This window comes from Micromonospora sp. C95 (genome assembly GCF_018070465.1).
Classification (GTDB): domain Bacteria; phylum Actinomycetota; class Actinomycetes; order Mycobacteriales; family Micromonosporaceae; genus Micromonospora.
On sequence record NZ_JAGPXT010000006.1, the window covers coordinates 200,945 to 220,734 of the forward strand.

Sequence of the window (19,790 nt, forward strand, 5' to 3'; positions counted from 1 at the left end):
CATCCGGTGTCGCTAAGCGATCAGACGCAGCACCGCCGCGGTGCCGGCGCCCAGGGCTACGACCAGCAGGAACGGTGCCCGCAGCAACGCCGCCAGCAGGGCGACGGCGAATCCGGCAGCGCGCGCGTCGAGCACCAGCTCGTGGCCGGTGGCGAAGGTCTGCACCGCCACCAGGGCGGCCAGCAGCGCCACCGGCAGCAACGCCGACGCCTGCTGCACCTGCGGCTGCTCCAACACCGACTTCGGTACGCAGAGCCCGACCAGCTTGAGCAGGTACACCCCGAGGGTTCCCAGCAGGATCGCCGTCCACATCAGCGGCCACCCGCCCGACGGGCGGCCAACGCCGCGACGATGGCGGTCAGCCCGGCCACCAGCACCGGTGTCCCGGCCGGCAACAACGGGACCATGATCAGCGCGAGCACGGCCGCGGCGACCGCGAGTGCCCAGAGCCGCCGGCCACGCAACCGTGGCAGCAGCAGGGCGACGAACGCGGCCGGTGCGGCCACGTCGAGCCCGAGTGCCTCCGGGTCGGGCAGCACGTGCGCGCCGAGCGCACCGCCCAGCGTGGCGATGTTCCAGAGGACGAAGACGGCGACCCCGGTGGCCCAGAACGCCAGACGTGCCTCACGTGGGTCGTCGCGGGCCGTCGCCATCGCCGAACTCTCGTCCAGCACCAGGTGGGCGCCGACCAGACGGCGCACCCCCCGCAGCCGTAACAGGGACGCCAGATTCAGGCCGTAGAGGCTGTTCCGCACCCCCAACAGGGTTGCCGTGGCCGCGCCGGTCAGTGCGCCACCGCCGGCACCCAGCACCCCGATCACGGCGAACTGCGACGCGCCGGAGAACATCAGCAGCGACAGCGCGCAGGTCTGCGCGACGGAGAAGCCGGCCAGCACCGACAGCGCGCCGAAGGAGAGCCCGAGGGCACCGACGGCCACGCCCACCCCGACCGCGTCGCGCAGGACGGCGATACGCGCCCTCGGCCAGTCGCGATCCGCGATCGTGCCTGTCGTACTCACCTCGGCGTCCCTTCGCGTACCTGCTCGCACGGCTCGTGCGGCCTCGCCGTACCTGCTCGCGTGCCGGATCGCGGCGACGCGGTCGGATTGTCGGCGGCACCGAGGGTTCGGAAAACCCGCGCCTCATCGGGCGCAACTCGGCGCAGCGGGCGAGGCGGGCACCAGTGCGCTCCTCACCCGCTCGGTGTACGCGAGCAGGATACCGAGGTCCGTGCCGTGGTGGGGGCCCGCCGAACCGGCCAGGCGCGGAGCAGCGCCGCCCCGAGCATGCTCACGCCGCGCCAACCAGGCATCAGCGCCCAGCTACCGGTGGACCTTTCGGGTGGCGCCGGGCGAAGTCCCAGACGATGGCGCTGGCGTCCGGACCGGCGCGATCGGTGAAGAGGCCGTCGCCGGCAGGTCCTGGCCAGACGTGCCCCATGTCACGGACGAGGTACGACTCGACGACAGACGTGCCGTCAGGCGTGGTGATGGTGGTGTGCGTGTACGCATGCCTGCCCGGTTCCCCGGGCACCGTCGTCGTCTCTGTGACCAGGTCCAAACTCTCGTTGAGCAGACCGTCGTCGACGAGGTCGCTCACCGCGGTCCAGTGCTCGACGAGGCGAGTGGCGACGATTGGTGGGACCACGTCATCATCCTCGCCCTGGATGACGAGCAGCGGCACCTGCCGCGCCCGGTCGCCCATCTGGGACCACGCCTGACGTGCGGTGTACTCCGGCGGGGTGGCGCCGGGGTCGTCCGCGTCCACCTGGTTCAGCCCATACTCGCCACCGGCGACCGACGTCGCGGTCGCGAACACGTCGGGATAGGTCGCCGCGAGGATGACGGCGGCCCCCGCACCGGACGACGCGCCGGCGACGTGCACCTGGTCCGGGTCCGCGTGGTAATCCTCGACCACCTCCCGGGCCACGCCTGCGAGCAGCGCGGGTTCCCCGTCGTAGCGGTGCTGTTCCCGCGGGTCAGCCGAGTTCCAGCAGTTGATCGCGCTGCGGAAGATGCGCTGCGTCGGATAGACAACGATGAAGCCCTCGCGGTCGGCCAGATCGTTGAACTGCGTCGTGAACTTCATCGAGTTCCACCCGTACCCGGACATCCCGCATCCGTGGATCGCCATGATCACCGGCAACCGGGTCGTGCCGTCGTACTGTGGCGGCAGGTGAACCTGGTAGCGCTGGGAGCCGACGTCGCTTTCGTACTTGTGATTGCGATCTCCCTCCCCCATCCACCACGGCAGGCCGAACTGGAAGACCGCAGCACCGACACCGATCGCGGCCACGAGCACCAGCACGACGCCGGAGGCGATCCAGCGCCATCGCCGCCGCAGCCCGGTGGTCGCCGCGGTGCGGGGATCATCGGGAGCTTCGTTCCGTGCCGACATCGGCGTCTCGCCCATAGGTGGTTCCTTCCCTGGTCTTCGCGCGTTGCCCCTTCCGGTCGGCTCAGCCCAGGAAGGTGCGCAGGGCGGCGTTGACCTCTTCGGCGTGGGTCCAGAGAAGTCCGTGTGGGGCGCCTTCGATCTCGATGTACTCGGCATCGGGAAGTGCCCGGCGGAAACGCCGGGCGGTGGCGTCGATGGGGAGGATGTTGTCGGCGGTGCCGTGCAGGATCAGGGCCGGTTTGCCACTGGCGTGGACCGCCTCGACGTCGTCGCGGAAGTCCTCGATCCAGGAGGACACGACGGCGTAGGCCGCCACTGGCGCGCTGGAGACGGCGACGTTCCAGCTGCCGGTGACCGCCTCCTGGCTGATCCGGCTGCCGAGGTTCTCGTCGAGGTTGTAGAAGTCCGAGAAGAACTGCGTGTACCAGGCGTAGCGGTCACCTTTCGCCGCGGCCTCGATCCCGTCGAAGACCTTCTGCGGCAAGCCCTCTGGGTTGTCATCGCGGGCGACCAGGAACGGTTCGAGTGAGGCGAGGAACGCCAGCTTCGCCACCCGCTGGTGGCCGTACCGCGAGACGTAGCGGGCCAGCTCACCGGTGCCCATCGAGAATCCGACCAGGACGACATTGCGCAGGTCGAGCGTCTCCAGCACGGTGTTCAGGTCAGCGGCGAATGTGTCGTAGTCGTAGCCGGAACCGACCTTCGACGAGCGCCCGAAGCCGCGGCGGTCGTAGGTGATCACCCGGTACCCGGCAGCGAGCAGCTCGCGCGTCTGAAGCTCCCAGCTGTGGCCGTTGAGCGGATAACCGTGGATGAGGACAACCGGCTGACCTGCACCCTGATCCTCGTAGTACAGCTCGATCGGGGTGCTGTTCTCGTTCCCGACGGCGATGAATCCCATGATCGCTTTCCTTCTGTCGCCGGATACTCAGTGGTGGTGTCCGCGCTGTCCTGACACCAGGCTCCCGCAAGCGCCGGCACCTTCGCGTCGGTATGAGCCCCTTAGCTGTTACCGCCAGCGCGCTGCCGCCTGCTTGATGCCGGGTGAAGGCGGACTCGGCGATCTTGAAGATGGGCGCCCCGTCACCGCCGCCGACCTCGGCCGCTACCAGCAGGGCCGCCGCCATCGTCGAGGACGCCCGTTCGGTGGCGCGAGGTGGGTCCTCGCTGCCTGCGGCCGGCCAGGACCAGCAACGGCGCCGGCGGGCGCCGGCCACCCGGCGGCCCGGCCACGGTGGAGGCCCTGCTCTGGCAGCCGCGGTTCGCGTCGGTGATAATTACCTACGTTCCAAGCTCCTTGTACGCTGCGACGGACTCAGGTGAGAGCGAACTGGCGAACCTTCTGGGCCGGCGTGCAGAGCACGAGGCCGTCGAACACCTACTCGCTCAGGCACAGACCGGTCGTAGCGGGGCATTCGTGGTGCGCGGGGAAGCGGGCATCGGGAAGACCGCGATCCTGGAGCACGCCCGCGACACCGCGGGTCCGTTGGGGTTCCGAGTCGAGCAGTCGGTCGGAGCGGAGTCCGAGACGCAGTTCGCCTTCGCCGGCCTGCACCAGCTGTGCGCGCCACTGCTCGACCACACGGATGCGCTACCCGAACCTCAGCAGGCCGCCCTCGGCGTGGCGCTCGGCTTACGCGCCGGGGCGGCACCGGACCGGTTCCTGGTCGGGCTGGCCACCCTCAATCTGCTCGCCGAGATCGCCGAGGAACAGCCGCTGCTGTGCCTCGTCGACGACGCCCAATGGTTGGACGAGTCCTCCGCGCAGGTCCTGGCGTTCGTGGCACGCCGGGTGGCAGCCGAGCGGATCGCGCTGGTCTTCGCGCTACGAGACGCCAGCACGAGCGAGGGTCACCCGCTCTGCGGACTGCCAGAACTGCGTCTGGACGGGCTCGGCGACGCCGATGCCGAAGCGCTGCTGGCGGCCGCGGTCCGCACCCCGCTGGACGACGAGGTCCGTAAGCGGATCGTCGCCGAGGCCCGCGGCAACCCGCTGGCGCTGCTGGAACTCTCCCGCAGCACGCCGCCCACCCAGCTGGCCGGCGGGTTCGGGCGGCCCGACGCCCTCAGCGTCCCGCACCGCGTCGAGGACGAATTCCGGCGCCGCTCCCGCGATCTGCCCCCCGACACCCAGCTGCTACTGCTGGTCGCCGCCGCCGAGCCGACCGGCGACGTGGCGTTGCTGTGGCGCGCCGCCGCCGAGCTGAGGATCGCCCGCGACGCGGCCGCACCCGCCGAAGCCGCCGGGTTGCTCGAGATCGATATCCGGGTGCGGTTCTGTCACCCGTTGGCGCGTTCGGCGGTCTACCGGGCCGCCACACCGCCCGACAAACGCCGCGCCCACGGCGCGCTGGCCGCCGCCACCCACCCGCAGACCGACCCGGACCGGCGCGCCTGGCACCGCGCACAAGCGGTACTGGGCACCGACGAGGAAGCCGCCGCGGAGCTGGAACGGTCGGCGGACCGGGCACGGGCCCGTGGCGGGCTGGCCGCCACAGCCGCGTTCCTGCAACGCGCGGCAACCCTCACCCCCGATCCCGCCACCCGTGCCCGGCGGACGCTGGAAGCCGCCCGCGCCAAGCACGAGGCCGGCGCTTCCGAAAGCGCGCTGGAACTGCTCACGGCGGCACCGCTCGAGCCGCTGGATCCCCTGCAACGCGCGCATCTCGACCTGTTGCGAGCCCAGATCGCTTTCCACCTGACCCGCGGCACCGAGGTGCCGTGCATGCTGATGGATGCCGCCAAGGCACTCGCCCCGTTGGACGCCGCGCTTTCCCGCGAGACCTACCTACATGCGCTGGATGCGGCGATCATCAACGGAGGGGGAGACGCGGTGCGCATCGCCGAAGCGGCCCTGGCCGACCCCGCACCCGAGGCGCCGCCGCGACCGGTGGACCTGCTCCTCGACGGGCTCGCGACGACCTTGACCAGGGGCTATGCGGCGGGCGTGCCGGGGCTACGGCTCGCGCTGGAGGCGTTCCGCGACGGCCCGCAGGCGGAATCTGTGCAGTCCAGCCAGAGCGACCGGTGGCTGTGGCTGGCCGGCCGCAACGCCGTGGCGGTCCTCGACGACGAGCTGCTCCATGTGCTGGCCAGCCGCAACGTCCAGCTCGCTCGTGAGGCCGGGGCGCTGGCGACGCTTCCCGCCGCACTCAACTTCCTGTCCATCACCTCGGTCCTGATGGGCGATCTCGCCCACGCCGACGAGCTGGCCACCGAGGCCACGGTAATCACCCAGGCGACCGGGGGCGTGCCGCTGCACCATGCTCGCGTCATTCTCCACGCCTGGCGTGGTGACCAGGCCGAGACCACCGCCCTCAACGCCATCATTGCCAAAGAGGACATCTACCCCGAGGGCGGTACGGATGTCTCCCTGGCTCAGTACGCGATGGCGGTGCTCCACAACGGGTCGGGCAACTACTCGGTCGCGCAGGAAGCGGCGACGAAGGCGTGCAGGTCCGACGAACAGTCGATCAGCAGCGCGGGCCTGCCCGAGCTCATCGAGGCTTCCGTCCGCGCCGGCGACCCGACACGAGCGGCGCTCGCACTGGAGCAGTTCACCTCACTCGCAGATGCGTGCGGCACCTCATGGGCGCTCGGCCTGGCGGCGCGCTCACGGGCGCTGACCAGCACGGGACCCGAGGCCGAGGAGCACTACCTCGAGGCGATCGAACGGCTCGGGAAGTCCCGGATGGCCAGCGAGGCGGCTCGTGCTCAGCTCGTATACGGCGAGTGGCTGCGCCGCGAAGGCCGCCGTCAGGACGCGCGCAGGACACTTCGCACCGCCCACCAACTGCTGTCGGACATGGGGATAGAAGCGTTCGCCGGGCGGGCCGCCCGCGAGCTGCGCGCCACCGGTGAACACCCACGCAAACGCGGCACCCAGCCGGCCCACGCCCTCACCACCCACGAGCTGCACATCGCCCGATTGGTCGCCACCGGGGCGACCTCCCGGGAGATCGCCGCACAGCTGTTCCTGAGCCCACGCACCATCGAAGCGCACCTGCGCAGCATCTTCCGCAAACTCGGCATCACCTCGCGCCGACAGCTCAAGGATCTGCCGCTTCCCTGACCAGACCTGCACCCACGGCCGAAGCCCTGGGGAGACCGAACAGCCGAGCGTCGGTGCTCGATCTGCCAGCAAACCTGCCAGCACGGTGCGACCGGTCCGGATCTCGGTAGCCTCCACTGACGCGAACTGCCGCCACTGGTGCGAGTCTGGTGACCCGACCGTGACCGATGGCAATTCGGATCGCAAGACCTCATTCCGACATAACCTGAAATTATACGACCCAATGTCGCACAACCGATTTGGCCACCGAGTCGCCCTCAGGCCAGACCACGAGAGGACGATCATGCCCACCGTCAGCCACACGATCGACATCGCCGCGCCCGCGGATCGCGTGTGGGCGATCCTCACCGACACCGCTGCGTACCCGGAATGGAACCCGTTCATCACGAGCCTCGAGGGCAGCCTGACCCGTGGATCCCGGCTGGCGGTGACCATCGCTCTTCCCGAGGCCAAGCCGCGCCGCTTCACGCCCACCGTCACCACCGTCGAGCCCGAGCGGCGGCTCGCGTGGCTCGGCCGTTTGCTCATCCCGGGCATCTTCGACGGCGCGCACTCCTTCGACCTCGAACCGCTCACCACCGAGTCGACCCGGTTCACCCAGTCGGAGCGCTTCTCCGGACTGCTCGTGATGATGCTGCCCGGCGTGTTGCGCTCGACCGAGTCAGGCTTCACGGCGATGAACACAGCCCTCGCCGCGCGGGCGGAGGCATGACGGCCGGGTGCGCGGCCCAGCGTCCGGGGTGCTTCATCCTCAGCCGGTCGGTGTGCACCATGCAGACCACCTGCTCGCCCCATGGCTCATCCTGGGAATCGACAGGCCGGGTGTCGGGTCAGCCAAGCGGCGTCCGACCGCAGGGCCCGGTGTGATCGCAGTACGGCTGCAGGCGGCTCTGCCCGCACCCACACAGGACGGCCCTGGTCTCAGCGCGCACGCCTTGCGATGTGTCCACTCTCAACTCACCGCGCAGGACCAACTGTCCGGTGGACTCGCGCGTCACCCGCGTGGGCCGGTCCGGGATCTCCGCCCCGCCGTCTACCAGTTCGTACTGCAACGCTCCGGAGGGACAGCGCCGGACCACTTCGGCCAGGCGGTCGGCCTCGGCACCGTCGGGCCGGATCCACGGGCGCCGACCCGGGTCGAAGACCTCCGGCAAGCCTCGGACGCACTCGGCGGCGTGCAGGCAACGCCGGGCCTCAAAGGTCACCGTGATCGACTGGCCCTCGTACGCCTTCTTCGCGGTTCCGCTGCTCATTCCGACTCTCCGTCGCTGCCGTGCCCGGCTGTTCAGTCGCTGACCCTGCTGCGGGACTGGTACACCAGGTCCTGGTACTCGGGGTGCCGGGCGATCCACCCCGCGAAGAATGGACAGGTGGGCAGGACCAGCAGATTCGCGGCCCGGGCTTCGTCGAGGCCGGCGCGGGCCAGGGCCGCCCCAACTCCCCTGCCCTCGTACTTCGGCGAGACCTCGGTGTGCACGAACGCGATGAGTTCCTGGGTGCGGATGTACTGCGCGAAGCCCGCGACCTCGGACTCTCCCTCGACCCGCGCCTCGTACCGCTTGGCTTCTGGGGCATCCTTCACATTCACTACCATGTGTCCTCCATCAGATCTCATCTCCGAAACGGGCCGACCGGCGGTAACGCGGCGATCGTGCGGTCACCTTGCCGGTCTTCACCGGGTAGGGGTTTGGTGCCAGCGCAACGGGTTGTCCTCCAGCGCGGAGCGGTCCCAGTGCCCGAGATTCGCCGCGGCTTCGTAGGTGGTGCGGAGGAACTCGGCGACCGCCCGGTCCGGGTCCGGCGCGGTGCGTGCGGCCTCGTACGGCAGCAGGAACTGCTTGAACTCGGTACTGAAATACGCGCCGTCGGGGCCGACCTGCTGCGCGGCGAACCCGTCGGGTTCGGGATAGGCGTAGGAGTAGAAGGCGCCCTCCTCGCCGCCGCCGGGCCAGAACCCGCAGCTGGACAGCTCCCGGGAGTAACCCTCGACCATGACCCAGTCCCCGCAGTTGGGCACGCCCCCGGGGTGCGGTGGGGCCGACCGGCCGGAGAAGCGGGTGCAGGCGAGGTCCATCCCGCCCCAGAAGAAGTGCACCGGGCTGACCTTGCCGATGAAGTGTGACCGGAACTCCCCGATCACACGGTTCGCCTGCAGCAACTGCTGCCAGAACAGGACGGCCGCCTCGCCGTCGTAGGAGGCATGCTGGTGGTCCTCGGCGAACGGAATCGCCGGGTCGACCTCGTTGGGGCGCGGCCGGATCGGTGCCTCGATCCCGAGCTCGTCGAGCATGGCCATGACCCGCGCGTAGAACTCGGCGACCGGCATCGGCCGGAGCGGAAGGCTTCGCGCGCCGCCGTTGCTGGTGCGAATGTCGAGCCGGTGGCCGAGGAAGTCGAACTCGATCTCGAAGGCCCCCGTGCCGTACGGGATGGCGGACGTGGTCAACCCGCGCGGGCTCACGTACAGGGTCACCTGCCACCAGTGATTGAGAAACGGAGCGTGCGCCATGCGGATCTTGCCCACGATCTGGGTCCACATGTGTACGGTCTCGCGGGTGGCGGTCCAGTCCGAGACCCGCAGGCTCGGCCAGCTCGTCGTTGCCGGGCTTGTCATCGCAACTCACATTCTTCGTGCCGTGCCGGAAAGGCGGCGGTCGTCGTGGTCGGGTCCTCGGTTCGGCCGGCCGATGCGTCAGCGGTACTCGGGGTTGGCGGCATCCGGATGGACTCCTGCGTCCCAGGCCGTGCGCTGGTTGCCGTACGCCGGGAACCCGCCGGCACGACGCATCATCGACGCGAGGTGGAGCAGGTTGTAGGTCATGAACGCCGTATTGCGGTTGGTGAAGTCGTTCTCCGGCCCACCGGAACCCTCGTCAAGGTACGACGGCCCGGGCCCGACCTCACCGAGCCAACCCGCGTCGGCCTGCGGCGGGACAGTGAAGCCGATGTGCTGCAAGCTGTAGAGGATGCTCATCGCACAGTGCTTCAGGCCGTCCTCGTTGCCGGTGAGCAGGCACCCACCGACCCGCCCGTAGTAAGCGTACTGGCCATGCTCGTTGAGTACGCCGGAGTAACCGTACAGCCGCTCGATCACCCGACGGGTCACCGAGCTGTTGTCGCCGAGCCAGATCGGCCCGGCGATGACCAGGATGTCAGCTGCCAGCACCCGGCTCAGCAACGCAGGCCATTCGTCGGTATCCCACCCGTGCTCGGTCATATCGGGCCGCACGCCGGTGGCGATGTCGTGATCGACGGCGCGAATCTGGTCCACGCTGACCCCGTTCGCCTCCATGATCGCCACACTGCGGTCGATCAGCCCCTGCGTGTGGCTACGGCCAGGAGAACGGTTGAGGGTGCAGTTGATGTACATCGCGCGCAGCCCGGTGAAGTCAGGCTTCTCGACCATCGATGCGGTCATGGGGTCCTTCCTGGTAGCAAGTGATCAATGACATCGATGACCGTGAGCCGGCCGCCGTCGCCGGGATCCGGGTCCGGGATCATCGTCTCCGGATCTACGAGATAGACCTCGTGACCGTCCAGTGCGAGCCGACGCGCGGCCTCCAGGAGCATTCGTCGGGCGACATCGTCGATGGAGTGCACCAGAGATACGTCGAGCACCACTCGGCGCTCCGAAGGTGCAGTCGCCACGAGCTCGCGAACGATCCGCTCGGCTCCCGCGAAGCGAATTCCGCCCTGCAGTCGGAGCACCCGGGTCGCGTCCGCTCCGCCGCCTCGTACCCGATTGGAACGCACGACCGCGCGCGCCGCCGGCGGGACCTCCATCACATGCAGCCCCATGTCGGACGAGAACCGCTCGAACAGCGACACTCCGCGCACGCTGTTCCCATGCCGGTCCAGTCGAGGCGAGAAGGTGGCAATGCCGAGCTGACCGGGGAGGGCACCGATCAATCCACCGGCCACCCCACTCTTGGCCGGAATGCCGACCTGCGTGGCCCAGTCGCCAGCGGCGTCATACATTCCGCAGGTGGCCATGACGCTCAGCACCTGGCGCACCACTGCCCCGTCCACCACCTGCTCGTTCGAGAGGGGATTGACCCCGCGGTTGGCCAGCGTCGCCGCCATCATCGCCAGATCTCGGGTGGTCACGAGCACCGAGCACTGACGGATGTAACCATCGACGACGGCCCTCGGGTCCTCGGTGAGGATGCCGTGGCTGCGGAGCATGTGCGCGATGGCGAGGTTGCGGTGCGCGTTCTCCATCTCGGACGCGCACACCGTCTCATCGACCGTCAGCTGGCGGCCCGCGAACGCCGATAGTCCCTGAACCACGCGGTCGACCCGCTCGACGGGCTTCAGGTTCTCCGGACCGGCGAGTGAGTGAGCGGTGATCGCGCCAGCGTTGATCATCGGATTGCGGGGACGCCCTGTGTCGTTTTCCAGGGAGATCTCGTTGAACGCCTCCCCAGACGGCTCTACCCCGACCTTGTCGAGGACCCGATCGAAGCCGCGATCGGAGAGCGCCATCGCGTACACAAAGGGCTTCGAGATCGACTGGATCGTGAACGCGACATCGACGTCGCCGGCACCGTAGACCGTGCCGTCGACCGTGGCGAAGACCGCTGCGAGACGCTCAGGATCAGCTGTCGCGAGCTCGGGGATATATCCCGCCGGCTCCCCGGAGGTGTCCGATTCGACATCCCGGAGCACCTCAATCAGATAGTCGGGGACAACTGACCGCATCCACCCTCCTCCGGTTCTCGCGGCGGCTCTCCGCGGGGCCTCGCACACCATCAGCCCGGCCGGCTGCGGTCAGGGTTCGCAACTCGGCGGCCTCGACATTCGCTCCGAATGCAGCAGTCCCGGGCTCCAGGCGGGCACCGGCCGCGAGGGAGCCGATCGCAACGGCGTCGAAGCCGAACGTGTCGATCAGCTGTGACACCGCGGCAACGTCCTCGCGAGAGTCGCCGGCGACCGCGATCGCCTTGCGCCCGGACCGCCCTGCCGGACGAGCCTCGTCCTCGAGATCGTGATAGCCCATATGGTTCAGGGCCTTGACGACACGCGCGCCCGGCAGGAACCGCTGCACAGCCTCACTCGAAGACACACCGGACGGGACGACCGTGTCGCGGGGGCCGTCAACCTCCCACCAATGGTTCATCGCATCCACGACGAGCTTTCCCCTCAGCTCGTCTGCCGGGAGCTCGCGGTGCTTGCCGAGCGGCAGCGCGAGGATCACCACGTCCGCAGCCACCGCAACGTCGGTCGGCCACGCCGAAGTCGCCCCGGGGGTCAGCACCTCGGTACTCAGCGCGATCCTCGCAGGATCTCCAGAGCCGGAGATCAAGACGCGGTAGCCTGCGGCGACGGCCAGCCGGGCCAGGACGGTGCCGACCTTCCCGGCGCCCAGGATGCCGATGGTGGTGACCTGGGAGGTCATCGTGCCACCCGCGCGGTGGCCCCGGGCTGCTCGGCCAGAAGCTCACGTACCCGTGGGATGACCTGCGTACCGTACAGCTCGACCGACCGCATCCGCGCGGCGGCGGAGACCGTCCCGGCGGCGGAGTAGATCATGTCGAAACGGCCCACGTCCAACACCCGGATCGCGCGGGCCATCTTCGCCGCGACGGTCTCGACCGACCCGACATACAGCGAGCCGTGCGCGACATCGGCATCGAACTCCCGCCGCTGGAGCGGCGGCCAACCCCGCAACGCGCCGATCCGGTCGCGGATCTCCCGGTAGCCGGGGTAGAACAGCTCCCTGGCCTCCTCGTCGGTCCCGGCGACGAAGCCGGGCGAGTGCATCCCGACCGGCGCAGCGGGCGTGCCGAGCTGCTGGTGCGCGCGTCGGTACAGGTCCACGTACGGAGCGAAGCGATCGGGTGCGCCACTGATGATGGCGAGCATCAGCCTGAACCCGTAGTGCGCGGTGCGCAGCACCGACTGCGGTGTCCCGCCCACTCCCACCCAGGTGTTCAGACGTCCCGAGTCCGTCTTCGGGTAGACGTCCGCGTCCTTCAGGGCGGCGCGAGTGGTGCCTTCCCACGTCACCGGCTTCTCGTCCAGAAGTCGGTGAAACAGCTCGATCTTCTCCTCGAACAGCACCTCGTAGTCCGTCAAGTCGTACCCGAACAACGGAAACGACTCGGTGAACGACCCTCGCCCGAGGATCACCTCGGCGCGACCGTTGGAAAGCGCATCGACCGTGGCGAACCGCTGAAACACCCGCACCGGATCATCCGAAGACAGCACCGTCACCCCCGACGCGAGCCGGATACGCTCGGTGGCGGTCGCGATCCCGGCGAGCACCGTCTCCGGACTGGAGATCGCGTACTCCGGCCGGTGGTGCTCGCCCAATGCGACCACATCGATGCCGATCTGGTCGGCCAGCACAGCCTCGGCCACTGCCGCACGGATCGCCTGCGCGTGCGACACGATCTCCCCCCGGTCATCCCGGGGACGGTCTCCGAAACTGTCGATACCAAACTCGATCTGCGATGCATGCATCGCGGGCAACTCCTTCAATGTCTCGGCCATCTCCCGCGTGATCCGCGCCGTGGTCGATGCTGATCAGGTTCTTCGCCGCCTCTCAGCCTCGCGTTCAGTCGGGCGACGTCGATGACTGGGATGACGGGCATCGCGGATCCTTTCGTCTCGGCACAAGTCTTCCGTCATCGGCGGCACCTTCGCGTCGGTACAAGCCCCTTAGCCCTCACCCTCGGCGCGCCGCGTCGTCAGCGAGCTGGTCGCTGTCGGGGCTATTAAGCCGGTTTGGGGCGTCCTGTACGGTATTGACCACCGATGAAAGCCGCGGGCTCGGGGCCTGTCTCGACCTGCGGTAACCGTTCATCAACCGCTTCGCGTGGAGATCACGGCCTTGCCGTGGCGGCTGGATCAGGAGCGATTGCAATTCCCATCGGTGACAACTACCTACTCCGACCCCGGTCGGACCTCAGCCCACCAACGGGTGGGAGCGAAACCGACCGACCTCCTGGGCCGACGCGCAGAGCGCGTCGAGACCGCCCGCGCTGAGCCCGTTCGAGCCCGCGTACTTCGAGGCCCTGCGCGAGTCCGGCGAACCGTTCGGGCGACGCGGGTGGCGCCTCACCGCCGATGCGTAGCGATCGCTGGGCGGCACCGGCACCGACGAGGCAGGTGTCGCACTCATGGTGGGCAGAGGCCAAGGACTCAGCCTTTCAGGTAGGCGAGTACCGCCAGGATGCGGCGGTTGTCGTCCTCGGAGGGCTGGAGACCGAGCTTGGTGAAGATGCTGTTGCTGTATTTGCTGATGGTCTTCTCGGTGACGAACATCCGGGCGGCGATCGCAGCGTTCGAGCGGCCCTGCGCCATCAGGGTGAGGACCTCATGCTCGCGTGGGCTCAGCTCCAGGAGCTTAGGGTCGGCGGAACGGTGGGTGAGCAGCGCACTCACCACGTCGGGGTCCATAACGGTGCTGCCGGCAGCGACCTGCCGGACACTGGCGACGAACTGGTCGACGTCCGTAACCCGGTCCTTCAACAGGTAGCCCACCGCGCCCGCGCGATCCGACATCAGCTCCCTGGCGTAGATCTGCTCGACATACTGCGAGAGCACCATGATGGGCAGCCCTGGAATCTGCCGGCGGGCCTCGATCGCGGAACGCAGCCCCTCGTCGGTGAAGGTCGGCGGCAACCGCACATCGACGATGGCGACGTCGGGACGGTGCGTCATCAGCGACCGGATCAGCGCGGGACCGTTGTCAACGGCTTCCACGACCTCGAATGAATTGGCCCGCAGGATCCTGATCAGGCCCTCTCGGAGCAGGGCGAGGTCCTCGGCTATCACGATACGCACGGCAGCGACATCCTCACGTCGGTAGGTCCGCCCGGCGGGCTGTCAACGGTCAGCGTGCCGTCGAAGGCCGCCAGCCGACGGACGATGCCACGCAGGCCGGTGCCGGAATCGATCGAAGCACCCCCACGGCCGTCGTCGGACACCAGCATCGTCAGTTCCCCAGCAGCGCCGCCCCGCTGGGGTGCGAACTCCACGGTGATCCAGATCTGCTGGGCCTGGGCGTGCTTGATGGCGTTCGACAAGGCCTCGGCGACGGCGAAGTAGGCCGCGGACTCGATCGGGGCCGGCAGCCGTCCCGGTAGGCGGGTCACCACCGTGGTCGGGATCGGATTGACCAGGGCCAAGGCCTTGAGTGCGCCCTCCAGGCCACGGTCCGCCAGTACCGGCGGATGGATGCCTCGTACCAGGTCGCGCAGTTCGGTCAGGGCGATGGAGGTCGACTCGCGGGCCTCGGCCAGCAGCTGCTGGACGGCCTGCGGATCCTTGGGCAGTAACTGTTCGGCCAAGCCCAGGCTCATACCCAGCGACACCAGCCGGGCCTGCGCGCCGTCGTGCAGGTCGCGTTCGATTCGGCGCAGTTCGCCGGCCTGGGTATCGACGGTCTCGGCTCGCGAGGTCGCCAACTGTTGGACGCGGGCCCGCAGGCGCGCCTGTTCGGTGGGGCCGAGCAGGGCGCGGATCACCCGAGCGTTGAGGTTCGCGAGGCGCACCGCGGTGACGTACCAGAGCAGAAGGAAAATCGGACCGAGCGGTACCAGTCCGAACGACTGCGCGACGCTGTGCAGCCGGAAGGCCTCCCCCATCGGTGTGCGGAATACCTGAGAAGGCGTCAGCTGATAGATGAGCGGGTAGGTCAGGTATACGACTCCGAAGACGAAGAACAGCAGCGACAGTCCGCAACTCAACCAAATGGTGATCGAGTTGACCACCAACCAGATCCAGTCACGCCACGTCGCCGGATCGCGCAGGACCGTCCAAAGCCGCACCGGCCACCAGGCGTCCGGCGTCGGCTGATAGGGCCGGGCGGGCACCGGTTCGCCGAGCCGGTCGGCGGCCCACTGGCGGTGCAGGTCGGCAAACCAGCGCACCAGTACGGTCGCGAGCAGGGTCAGTGGGATTCCGACGCCAAGCGCGACGATCGATATCGAGGTGATCCAGAGCGTGGCCAGCACGGCACCTAGGACCGCGCCTGGCAGCAGCACCAGTGACCAGCCCAGCAGGCTCATCCGCTGGGCCAGCGCGGAGCGCGGAATCCGACCGTTGCCAGCGACGAGACCCGGCCCGGCGCCGTCCCGCGAGGGCAAGGAGCCGCCGGGAAGGGCGGTTCCGCGGTAATCGGTCATCTCACTCCATCGTTGCGCATCGTGCCGAATCGCCGGGCTGGTGATGCACACCGGCGCGATCCGCACCTCCCCAAGGCGGGTTCCGCCACTCCGCGTGGGATCCAGCGACCACGGTGTCTGTCCGTGGCCCACGGAGGCTGGCATTGCCGGTCGACGGCTCGGGCGATCGACACCCGCGCACACGTTACCCACCGCCTAAGCAGTCTCAGCCCGCTCCCCCGAAGCTCGACCACCACCTCGCCGTCATCGGGATCCGGACCGTGTGGCTCGTCGCGCTCGCCTATGGCGCTGCCCCGGGTCATCGGCAGCTGCGCCACAACGAATCCGAGTCCGCCGGACACTCCGTGCACGCTCAGGCGGGCTCTAGCGATGGCCGCACGCGATGAGGTCGTCTCCGCAGCCTGGTTGACCAGGCTGCGGAGGCCCAATTCCCCGGCACTATGGCCGTTACTTGACGGTGGCGGCCATCTGTTCGATTTCCCTGAGCACCAGGGCGGGCTTGTCCTGGGGAACGTCGTGCGAGCTTCCCTCGGCGATGACGAGTCTGCGGTCGGGCCCCGCCTTGGTGAACGCCGCTGCCGCGTCGCGCCAGGCCTGAGCGTCCTGCGGAGATCCATCGAAGGGCGTCTTGTCCGACACGACATAGATGACGGGAACACTGTCGGGCCAGGAGACCTTGTGGTACGCCTGATGCGTGGGACCGAAGTTGTCGGCCGTGGCGATGAGCTGGCGGTTCGCCTTCGTCGACGGCGCCTTCTTGAGCTCTTCGATCTGCGGTGCGGTTAGCGCGACAATGCGTTGAATCTGGGTTTCGGTGAAGAATTGCGGCACGTTGGCGTCGATGAGCACCGCCCCGGAGACAACGCCGGGGTTCGCGAGGACGAAGTAGTGGGCCACCTCCCCTGCCTGCGAGTGGCCCGCCAGGACCACGTTCTGGGTGACGCCGAGTTCACGCAGACCGGCCTGCAGGTCGGAGGCGGCGGCCCGGGGGTCCCAGGGGCCCTCCACCTCCTCACTGGCGCCCATACCGGCCCGGTCATAGGTGATGATCTGCGATCCGGTGGCCTGCGACAGCTGCGGTACCAGAGCATCCCAGTACGAGGAGTCCTCGCCGCCGCCGGCGTCCAGCACGATGGTGGGAGAACTTCCGGGCGTGACGTGGAAGGCAAGCTGATGCCCGTTGTTGGCGATCATATGCAAGCCCGCTGCGGGGGCCGCACTTGCCGGGCCGGCCGCGCTCGTCGAGGTCGAGGGAACCGCGGCTTCCGGACTGGCCGCGGGTGCGGCCTTCGGCGCCGCCGAATCATCACACCCGGCGACTGCCGCTACCACGGCGACGGGAAGGGCGAGGGCCAGGGCGGCCCGATGGAACCGGGAGATCTTCTGCGTGGTCATGGAAATGAGCCTCCACGGTTTCTGGATCTTGCTCAATCCTGCTAACCCCCCAGTCGGGTTGGGAGTTACCCCCACCCTCGCCAGGGGCAAATCAGAACCCGTCACGCAGGTGCCCGGTCCGGGCCGGGCGCACCAGCACCTGCCAGCGGGCCGGTCAGGAGGTGGGTGCCGGTGGACCAGATTCCTGGCTGACCACCGGGTCTTCAGCACCGGAATACCTGCGCCACTCCTACGAATACTTGACATCTGTGCACGGCATCACGCTGGCCCCCAACCAGGTCGGGTTCAACCTGCTGCACCGCCACCCGGAGACCAACGGCATGCTCGCCGCCGGCCGCGAGCCGGCCGTCACGATCCTGCCCATCCTCCCCTCGCCGAAGGAGTCCGCACGGCAAGTACCGCGTCGGTGGTCAAGAACAAGGAGGTCAACAGGCCACCCTGTTCCGTGGCGCGAGCCTGCTCGAAGGGACTTTGCCGGGGCCCTGCCCGTGCCCCTGTTCCGGAGATGAAGCCACAGCTGACCCAAGCCAATCGGGGATCCCTGCTCTTGCCGCCGTCGCCTCGCCGCAGCAGCGGCGGCCGGCGGCCGGCGCAAATTTCGCCGCGGCACCAGATCTTCGCGACGAAAACAAGGGGGCTGGGCAAGCGTGGTCTGAAGCGACACGTCCACAAGCGGCTCGCTATTGTATTTCCTGCCCAAAGCACTCGCCCACCGGACTCCAGTCTGAGGCGACATCCCGAGCATCTGCCGCGCGTTGCCCGCAGCGTCCTCCGCCGCCTTGCTCATCGCGCGTTCGTGGATAGTGCCCGCCAAAACACCACAGCGGCGCCAACCGCAACTGCCGCGCCCACCGCAGCGGCGATAGCTGACATGCCGTCTGTCCCAGGGCCATTGCGTGTTCGTCGGGCTGCCGCTTGGGCTGGGGTTGTCGGGGTGATTGGCCGCTGTGGAGGATGCATAGGGCGGGTAGCCCAGTCACGTCTTTCCTCATCGGTGCGCTGCCGGCATCGGGCCCGCCGGGCGGGGCCAGGACAACGCCGGTGTATCGACCATTTTGAATCGGTTATTTGATCGACACACGTCTGTCTGCTTTTCGACAGCGGCAGTCCAATGGTGTCCAACCTGGTCCAGGATGGCCGCATGAACAGCCGTCTAGGACCGAAGCTCGATATTGACCGGGGTAATCCCCGGTATCTCACACGACCCGGGAAGAGGGATGTTCGATGAGAGCAAGAACAATCGGTGGTCGGCGCCTGACGTACCCCATCCTGGCCCTGGCCTTGGCCCTGCCGCTGCTGACCGTCGGCCAGCCGGTGCAGGCGGCTCCGCACGCCGACGGTGACAGCATCCGTCAGGTGGGCACGGCCGTCAGCGCCGAGGCGTGGGCGGCCGGCAGGCAGCGGTACGGCGCGCAGGTGACTGCCGACGAGGCGATCGAGGCGTACTGGACGCCCGAGCGGATGCGCAATGCCAAGCCTGTCGAGGAGTCCCCCTCGTACAAGGCCGCGGCACGCCGTTTCGCCCAGAGTGGCGGGACCTCGTCTGCCGCACCGACCAACCGGTCCAGGCCGGTGGATGTGCCTCCGGTGGCCGGCCTGATGGGTACCCCGGGCATGTCGACGCAGGCCATCAACCCGAACCTCGGCTCCAACCACCCGACCGCCCGGTCCAACGGCAAGGTCTTCTTCAACATGGACGGCGGATCGTGGGTCTGCTCCGGCGCGGTCATCAACTCGGTCGGCTTCAACACCGTGTGGACGGCTGGCCACTGCATCCACGGCGGCCCCGGCAGCAGTCTCGCCACCAACTGGTCGTTCGTCCCGGCGTACGACGATGACCTGGCCAACCCTCGGCCGCACGGCACCTGGACGGCCCGCGAGCTGTGGACCTGGAGCAGTTGGATCGACAGCTCCAACTGGGAGGCCGACATGGCCGTGGCCATCATGAACACCCGTAACGGCGTCCGCATCGTGAACCAGTTCGGGGGCCACGGCTTCCGTACGCACCAGGGCTTCACGGTCGGCATCAACAACTTCGGCTACCCGAGCGGCGCGCCGTTCGACGGCGGCAACCTGTTGAGGTGCAGCGGCAACTCGACCCAGTCCGGGGCGCGAATCCGCATCAACTGCGACCTGACCGCAGGCGCCAGCGGCGGCCCGTGGTTGATCAACTGGGATGGGAACTGGGGCTACCTCAACGGGGTCAACAGCACGCTCAACTCGTACACGGCACCGACCTTGTGGTGGTCACCCTATTTCGACGACACCGCGTCGGAGTTGTACAACTTCACCGCCGCTCGCTGACCGATGTCCGGTGACAGATATCTCGTCCCGGTAGTACGCCCTTGACCTGAGCGGGCCTTCTCCAATGGCAAATGATCGAGCGACTGGTCGCCATTGGAGCCGGCCCGCTGGCGTGTCGGACGAGCTACCCGCAGAGCGAGGTGTAGAGCTCCAGGCTGTCGGCGAAGCTTGCTGGTGTCCTCGTCGCGCATGACCGGGATCAACTTGCGGGGTGTCTTCGGCTGCCGCACCCGGTGCATCGGCGACCGGTCGATGGCCTCCTCGTCGAGGAGCAGCCACGTGAAGAACTGCTGCAGTCCCTTGTGCTTGTTCACCGCCGTCGACGCGGACCTGGTCTCGATCATCCAACCCTGGAACGCCTCCACATGCGCCCGCGTCACCGCACACGGATCCTCGGCCGCATCGGCGGCGTCCGGATCCGGCGACTGCTCTGCCAGGTAGCGGCTCAGCTGCGCGGCGGCGAGGAGGTAGTCGTAGCGGGTGGTCTC

Annotated in this window: 17 protein-coding genes and 1 pseudogene; 3 read left to right on the forward strand and 15 right to left on the reverse strand. The window is 68.5% G+C overall.

Features of this window, described 5'->3' with window-relative positions; all coding sequences use genetic code 11:
- Positions 1 to 12: 12 nt before the first annotated feature.
- The 4 genes from KBX00_RS10200 to KBX00_RS10215 form a co-directional block, all read right to left on the reverse strand.
- Complete coding sequence (locus KBX00_RS10200) at positions 13 to 312, reverse strand: AzlD domain-containing protein (protein ID WP_210825595.1); 300 nt, start codon at positions 310 to 312, stop codon at positions 13 to 15.
- A complete protein-coding gene (locus KBX00_RS10205; protein ID WP_307868384.1) occupies positions 312 to 1,019 on the reverse strand; it encodes an AzlC family ABC transporter permease in 708 nt (235 codons plus the stop codon). The genes KBX00_RS10200 and KBX00_RS10205 overlap by 1 nt, the downstream gene beginning before the upstream one ends.
- A gap of 292 nt (positions 1,020 to 1,311) precedes the next feature.
- Positions 1,312 to 2,412 (reverse strand): PHB depolymerase family esterase, encoded by a 1,101-nt coding sequence (locus KBX00_RS10210; RefSeq protein WP_210825597.1) that lies wholly within the window; start codon positions 2,410 to 2,412, stop codon positions 1,312 to 1,314.
- A gap of 46 nt (positions 2,413 to 2,458) precedes the next feature.
- Positions 2,459 to 3,298 (reverse strand): alpha/beta fold hydrolase, encoded by an 840-nt coding sequence (locus KBX00_RS10215; RefSeq protein ID WP_210825599.1) that lies wholly within the window; start codon positions 3,296 to 3,298, stop codon positions 2,459 to 2,461.
- Between the two features lie 369 nt (positions 3,299 to 3,667).
- Between KBX00_RS10215 and KBX00_RS10220 the strand changes: the two genes are divergently transcribed.
- Positions 3,668 to 6,469 (forward strand): AAA family ATPase, encoded by a 2,802-nt coding sequence (locus KBX00_RS10220; protein WP_374225280.1) that lies wholly within the window; start codon positions 3,668 to 3,670, stop codon positions 6,467 to 6,469.
- 283 nt (positions 6,470 to 6,752) lie between these two features.
- Positions 6,753 to 7,181 carry an SRPBCC domain-containing protein gene (locus KBX00_RS10225; RefSeq protein ID WP_210825601.1) on the forward strand — a complete coding sequence of 143 codons (429 nt, stop codon included), beginning with the start codon at positions 6,753 to 6,755 and terminating at the stop codon, positions 7,179 to 7,181.
- Between the two features lie 118 nt (positions 7,182 to 7,299).
- On the opposite strand, the gene KBX00_RS10230 is transcribed toward KBX00_RS10225, so the two are convergent.
- The 10 genes from KBX00_RS10230 to KBX00_RS10275 form a co-directional block, all read right to left on the reverse strand.
- Positions 7,300 to 7,722, reverse strand: coding sequence for a (4Fe-4S)-binding protein (locus tag KBX00_RS10230; protein ID WP_210825603.1), 423 nt, complete (start codon positions 7,720 to 7,722; stop codon positions 7,300 to 7,302).
- A gap of 32 nt (positions 7,723 to 7,754) precedes the next feature.
- Complete coding sequence (locus KBX00_RS10235; RefSeq protein WP_210825605.1) at positions 7,755 to 8,063, reverse strand: GNAT family N-acetyltransferase; 309 nt, start codon at positions 8,061 to 8,063, stop codon at positions 7,755 to 7,757.
- A 78-nt stretch (positions 8,064 to 8,141) separates the two neighbouring features.
- A complete protein-coding gene (locus tag KBX00_RS10240) occupies positions 8,142 to 9,083 on the reverse strand; it encodes a DUF5996 family protein (protein WP_210825608.1) in 942 nt (313 codons plus the stop codon).
- 78 nt (positions 9,084 to 9,161) lie between these two features.
- The gene (locus KBX00_RS10245) at positions 9,162 to 9,887 is read right to left on the reverse strand and encodes a flavodoxin family protein (RefSeq protein ID WP_301547659.1); all 726 of its coding nucleotides are present in this window, start codon (positions 9,885 to 9,887) and stop codon (positions 9,162 to 9,164) included.
- A complete protein-coding gene (locus KBX00_RS10250) occupies positions 9,884 to 11,170 on the reverse strand; it encodes a glutaminase (protein WP_210825610.1) in 1,287 nt (428 codons plus the stop codon). Before KBX00_RS10250 ends, KBX00_RS10245 begins: the two co-directional genes overlap by 4 nt.
- Positions 11,139 to 11,867 (reverse strand): NADPH-dependent F420 reductase, encoded by a 729-nt coding sequence (locus KBX00_RS10255; RefSeq protein ID WP_210825612.1) that lies wholly within the window; start codon positions 11,865 to 11,867, stop codon positions 11,139 to 11,141. The genes KBX00_RS10250 and KBX00_RS10255 overlap by 32 nt, the downstream gene beginning before the upstream one ends.
- Positions 11,864 to 12,934 carry an LLM class flavin-dependent oxidoreductase gene (locus KBX00_RS10260; protein ID WP_210825614.1) on the reverse strand — a complete coding sequence of 357 codons (1,071 nt, stop codon included), beginning with the start codon at positions 12,932 to 12,934 and terminating at the stop codon, positions 11,864 to 11,866. The genes KBX00_RS10255 and KBX00_RS10260 overlap by 4 nt, the downstream gene beginning before the upstream one ends.
- 681 nt (positions 12,935 to 13,615) lie before the next feature.
- Complete coding sequence (locus tag KBX00_RS10265; protein WP_210825616.1) at positions 13,616 to 14,260, reverse strand: response regulator transcription factor; 645 nt, start codon at positions 14,258 to 14,260, stop codon at positions 13,616 to 13,618.
- Entirely contained in the window at positions 14,248 to 15,669 is a 1,422-nt protein-coding gene (locus KBX00_RS10270) for a sensor histidine kinase (protein WP_307868388.1), read from the reverse strand. Before KBX00_RS10270 ends, KBX00_RS10265 begins: the two co-directional genes overlap by 13 nt.
- Positions 15,670 to 16,050: 381 nt before the next feature.
- Positions 16,051 to 16,998, reverse strand: coding sequence for an alpha/beta fold hydrolase (locus KBX00_RS10275; RefSeq protein ID WP_210825618.1), 948 nt, complete (start codon positions 16,996 to 16,998; stop codon positions 16,051 to 16,053).
- A gap of 1,224 nt (positions 16,999 to 18,222) precedes the next feature.
- Here KBX00_RS10275 and KBX00_RS10280 point away from each other — a divergent pair.
- Positions 18,223 to 19,302, forward strand: a complete 1,080-nt coding sequence (locus KBX00_RS10280; protein WP_210825620.1) for a serine protease — start codon at positions 18,223 to 18,225, stop codon at positions 19,300 to 19,302.
- Here KBX00_RS10280 and KBX00_RS29205 read toward each other — a convergent pair.
- A pseudogene (locus KBX00_RS29205) lies at positions 19,251 to 19,778 on the reverse strand (hypothetical protein); the annotation flags it as partial. The gene KBX00_RS10280 and the pseudogene KBX00_RS29205 sit on opposite strands and share 52 nt — an antisense overlap.
- Positions 19,779 to 19,790: the final 12 nt, after the last annotated feature.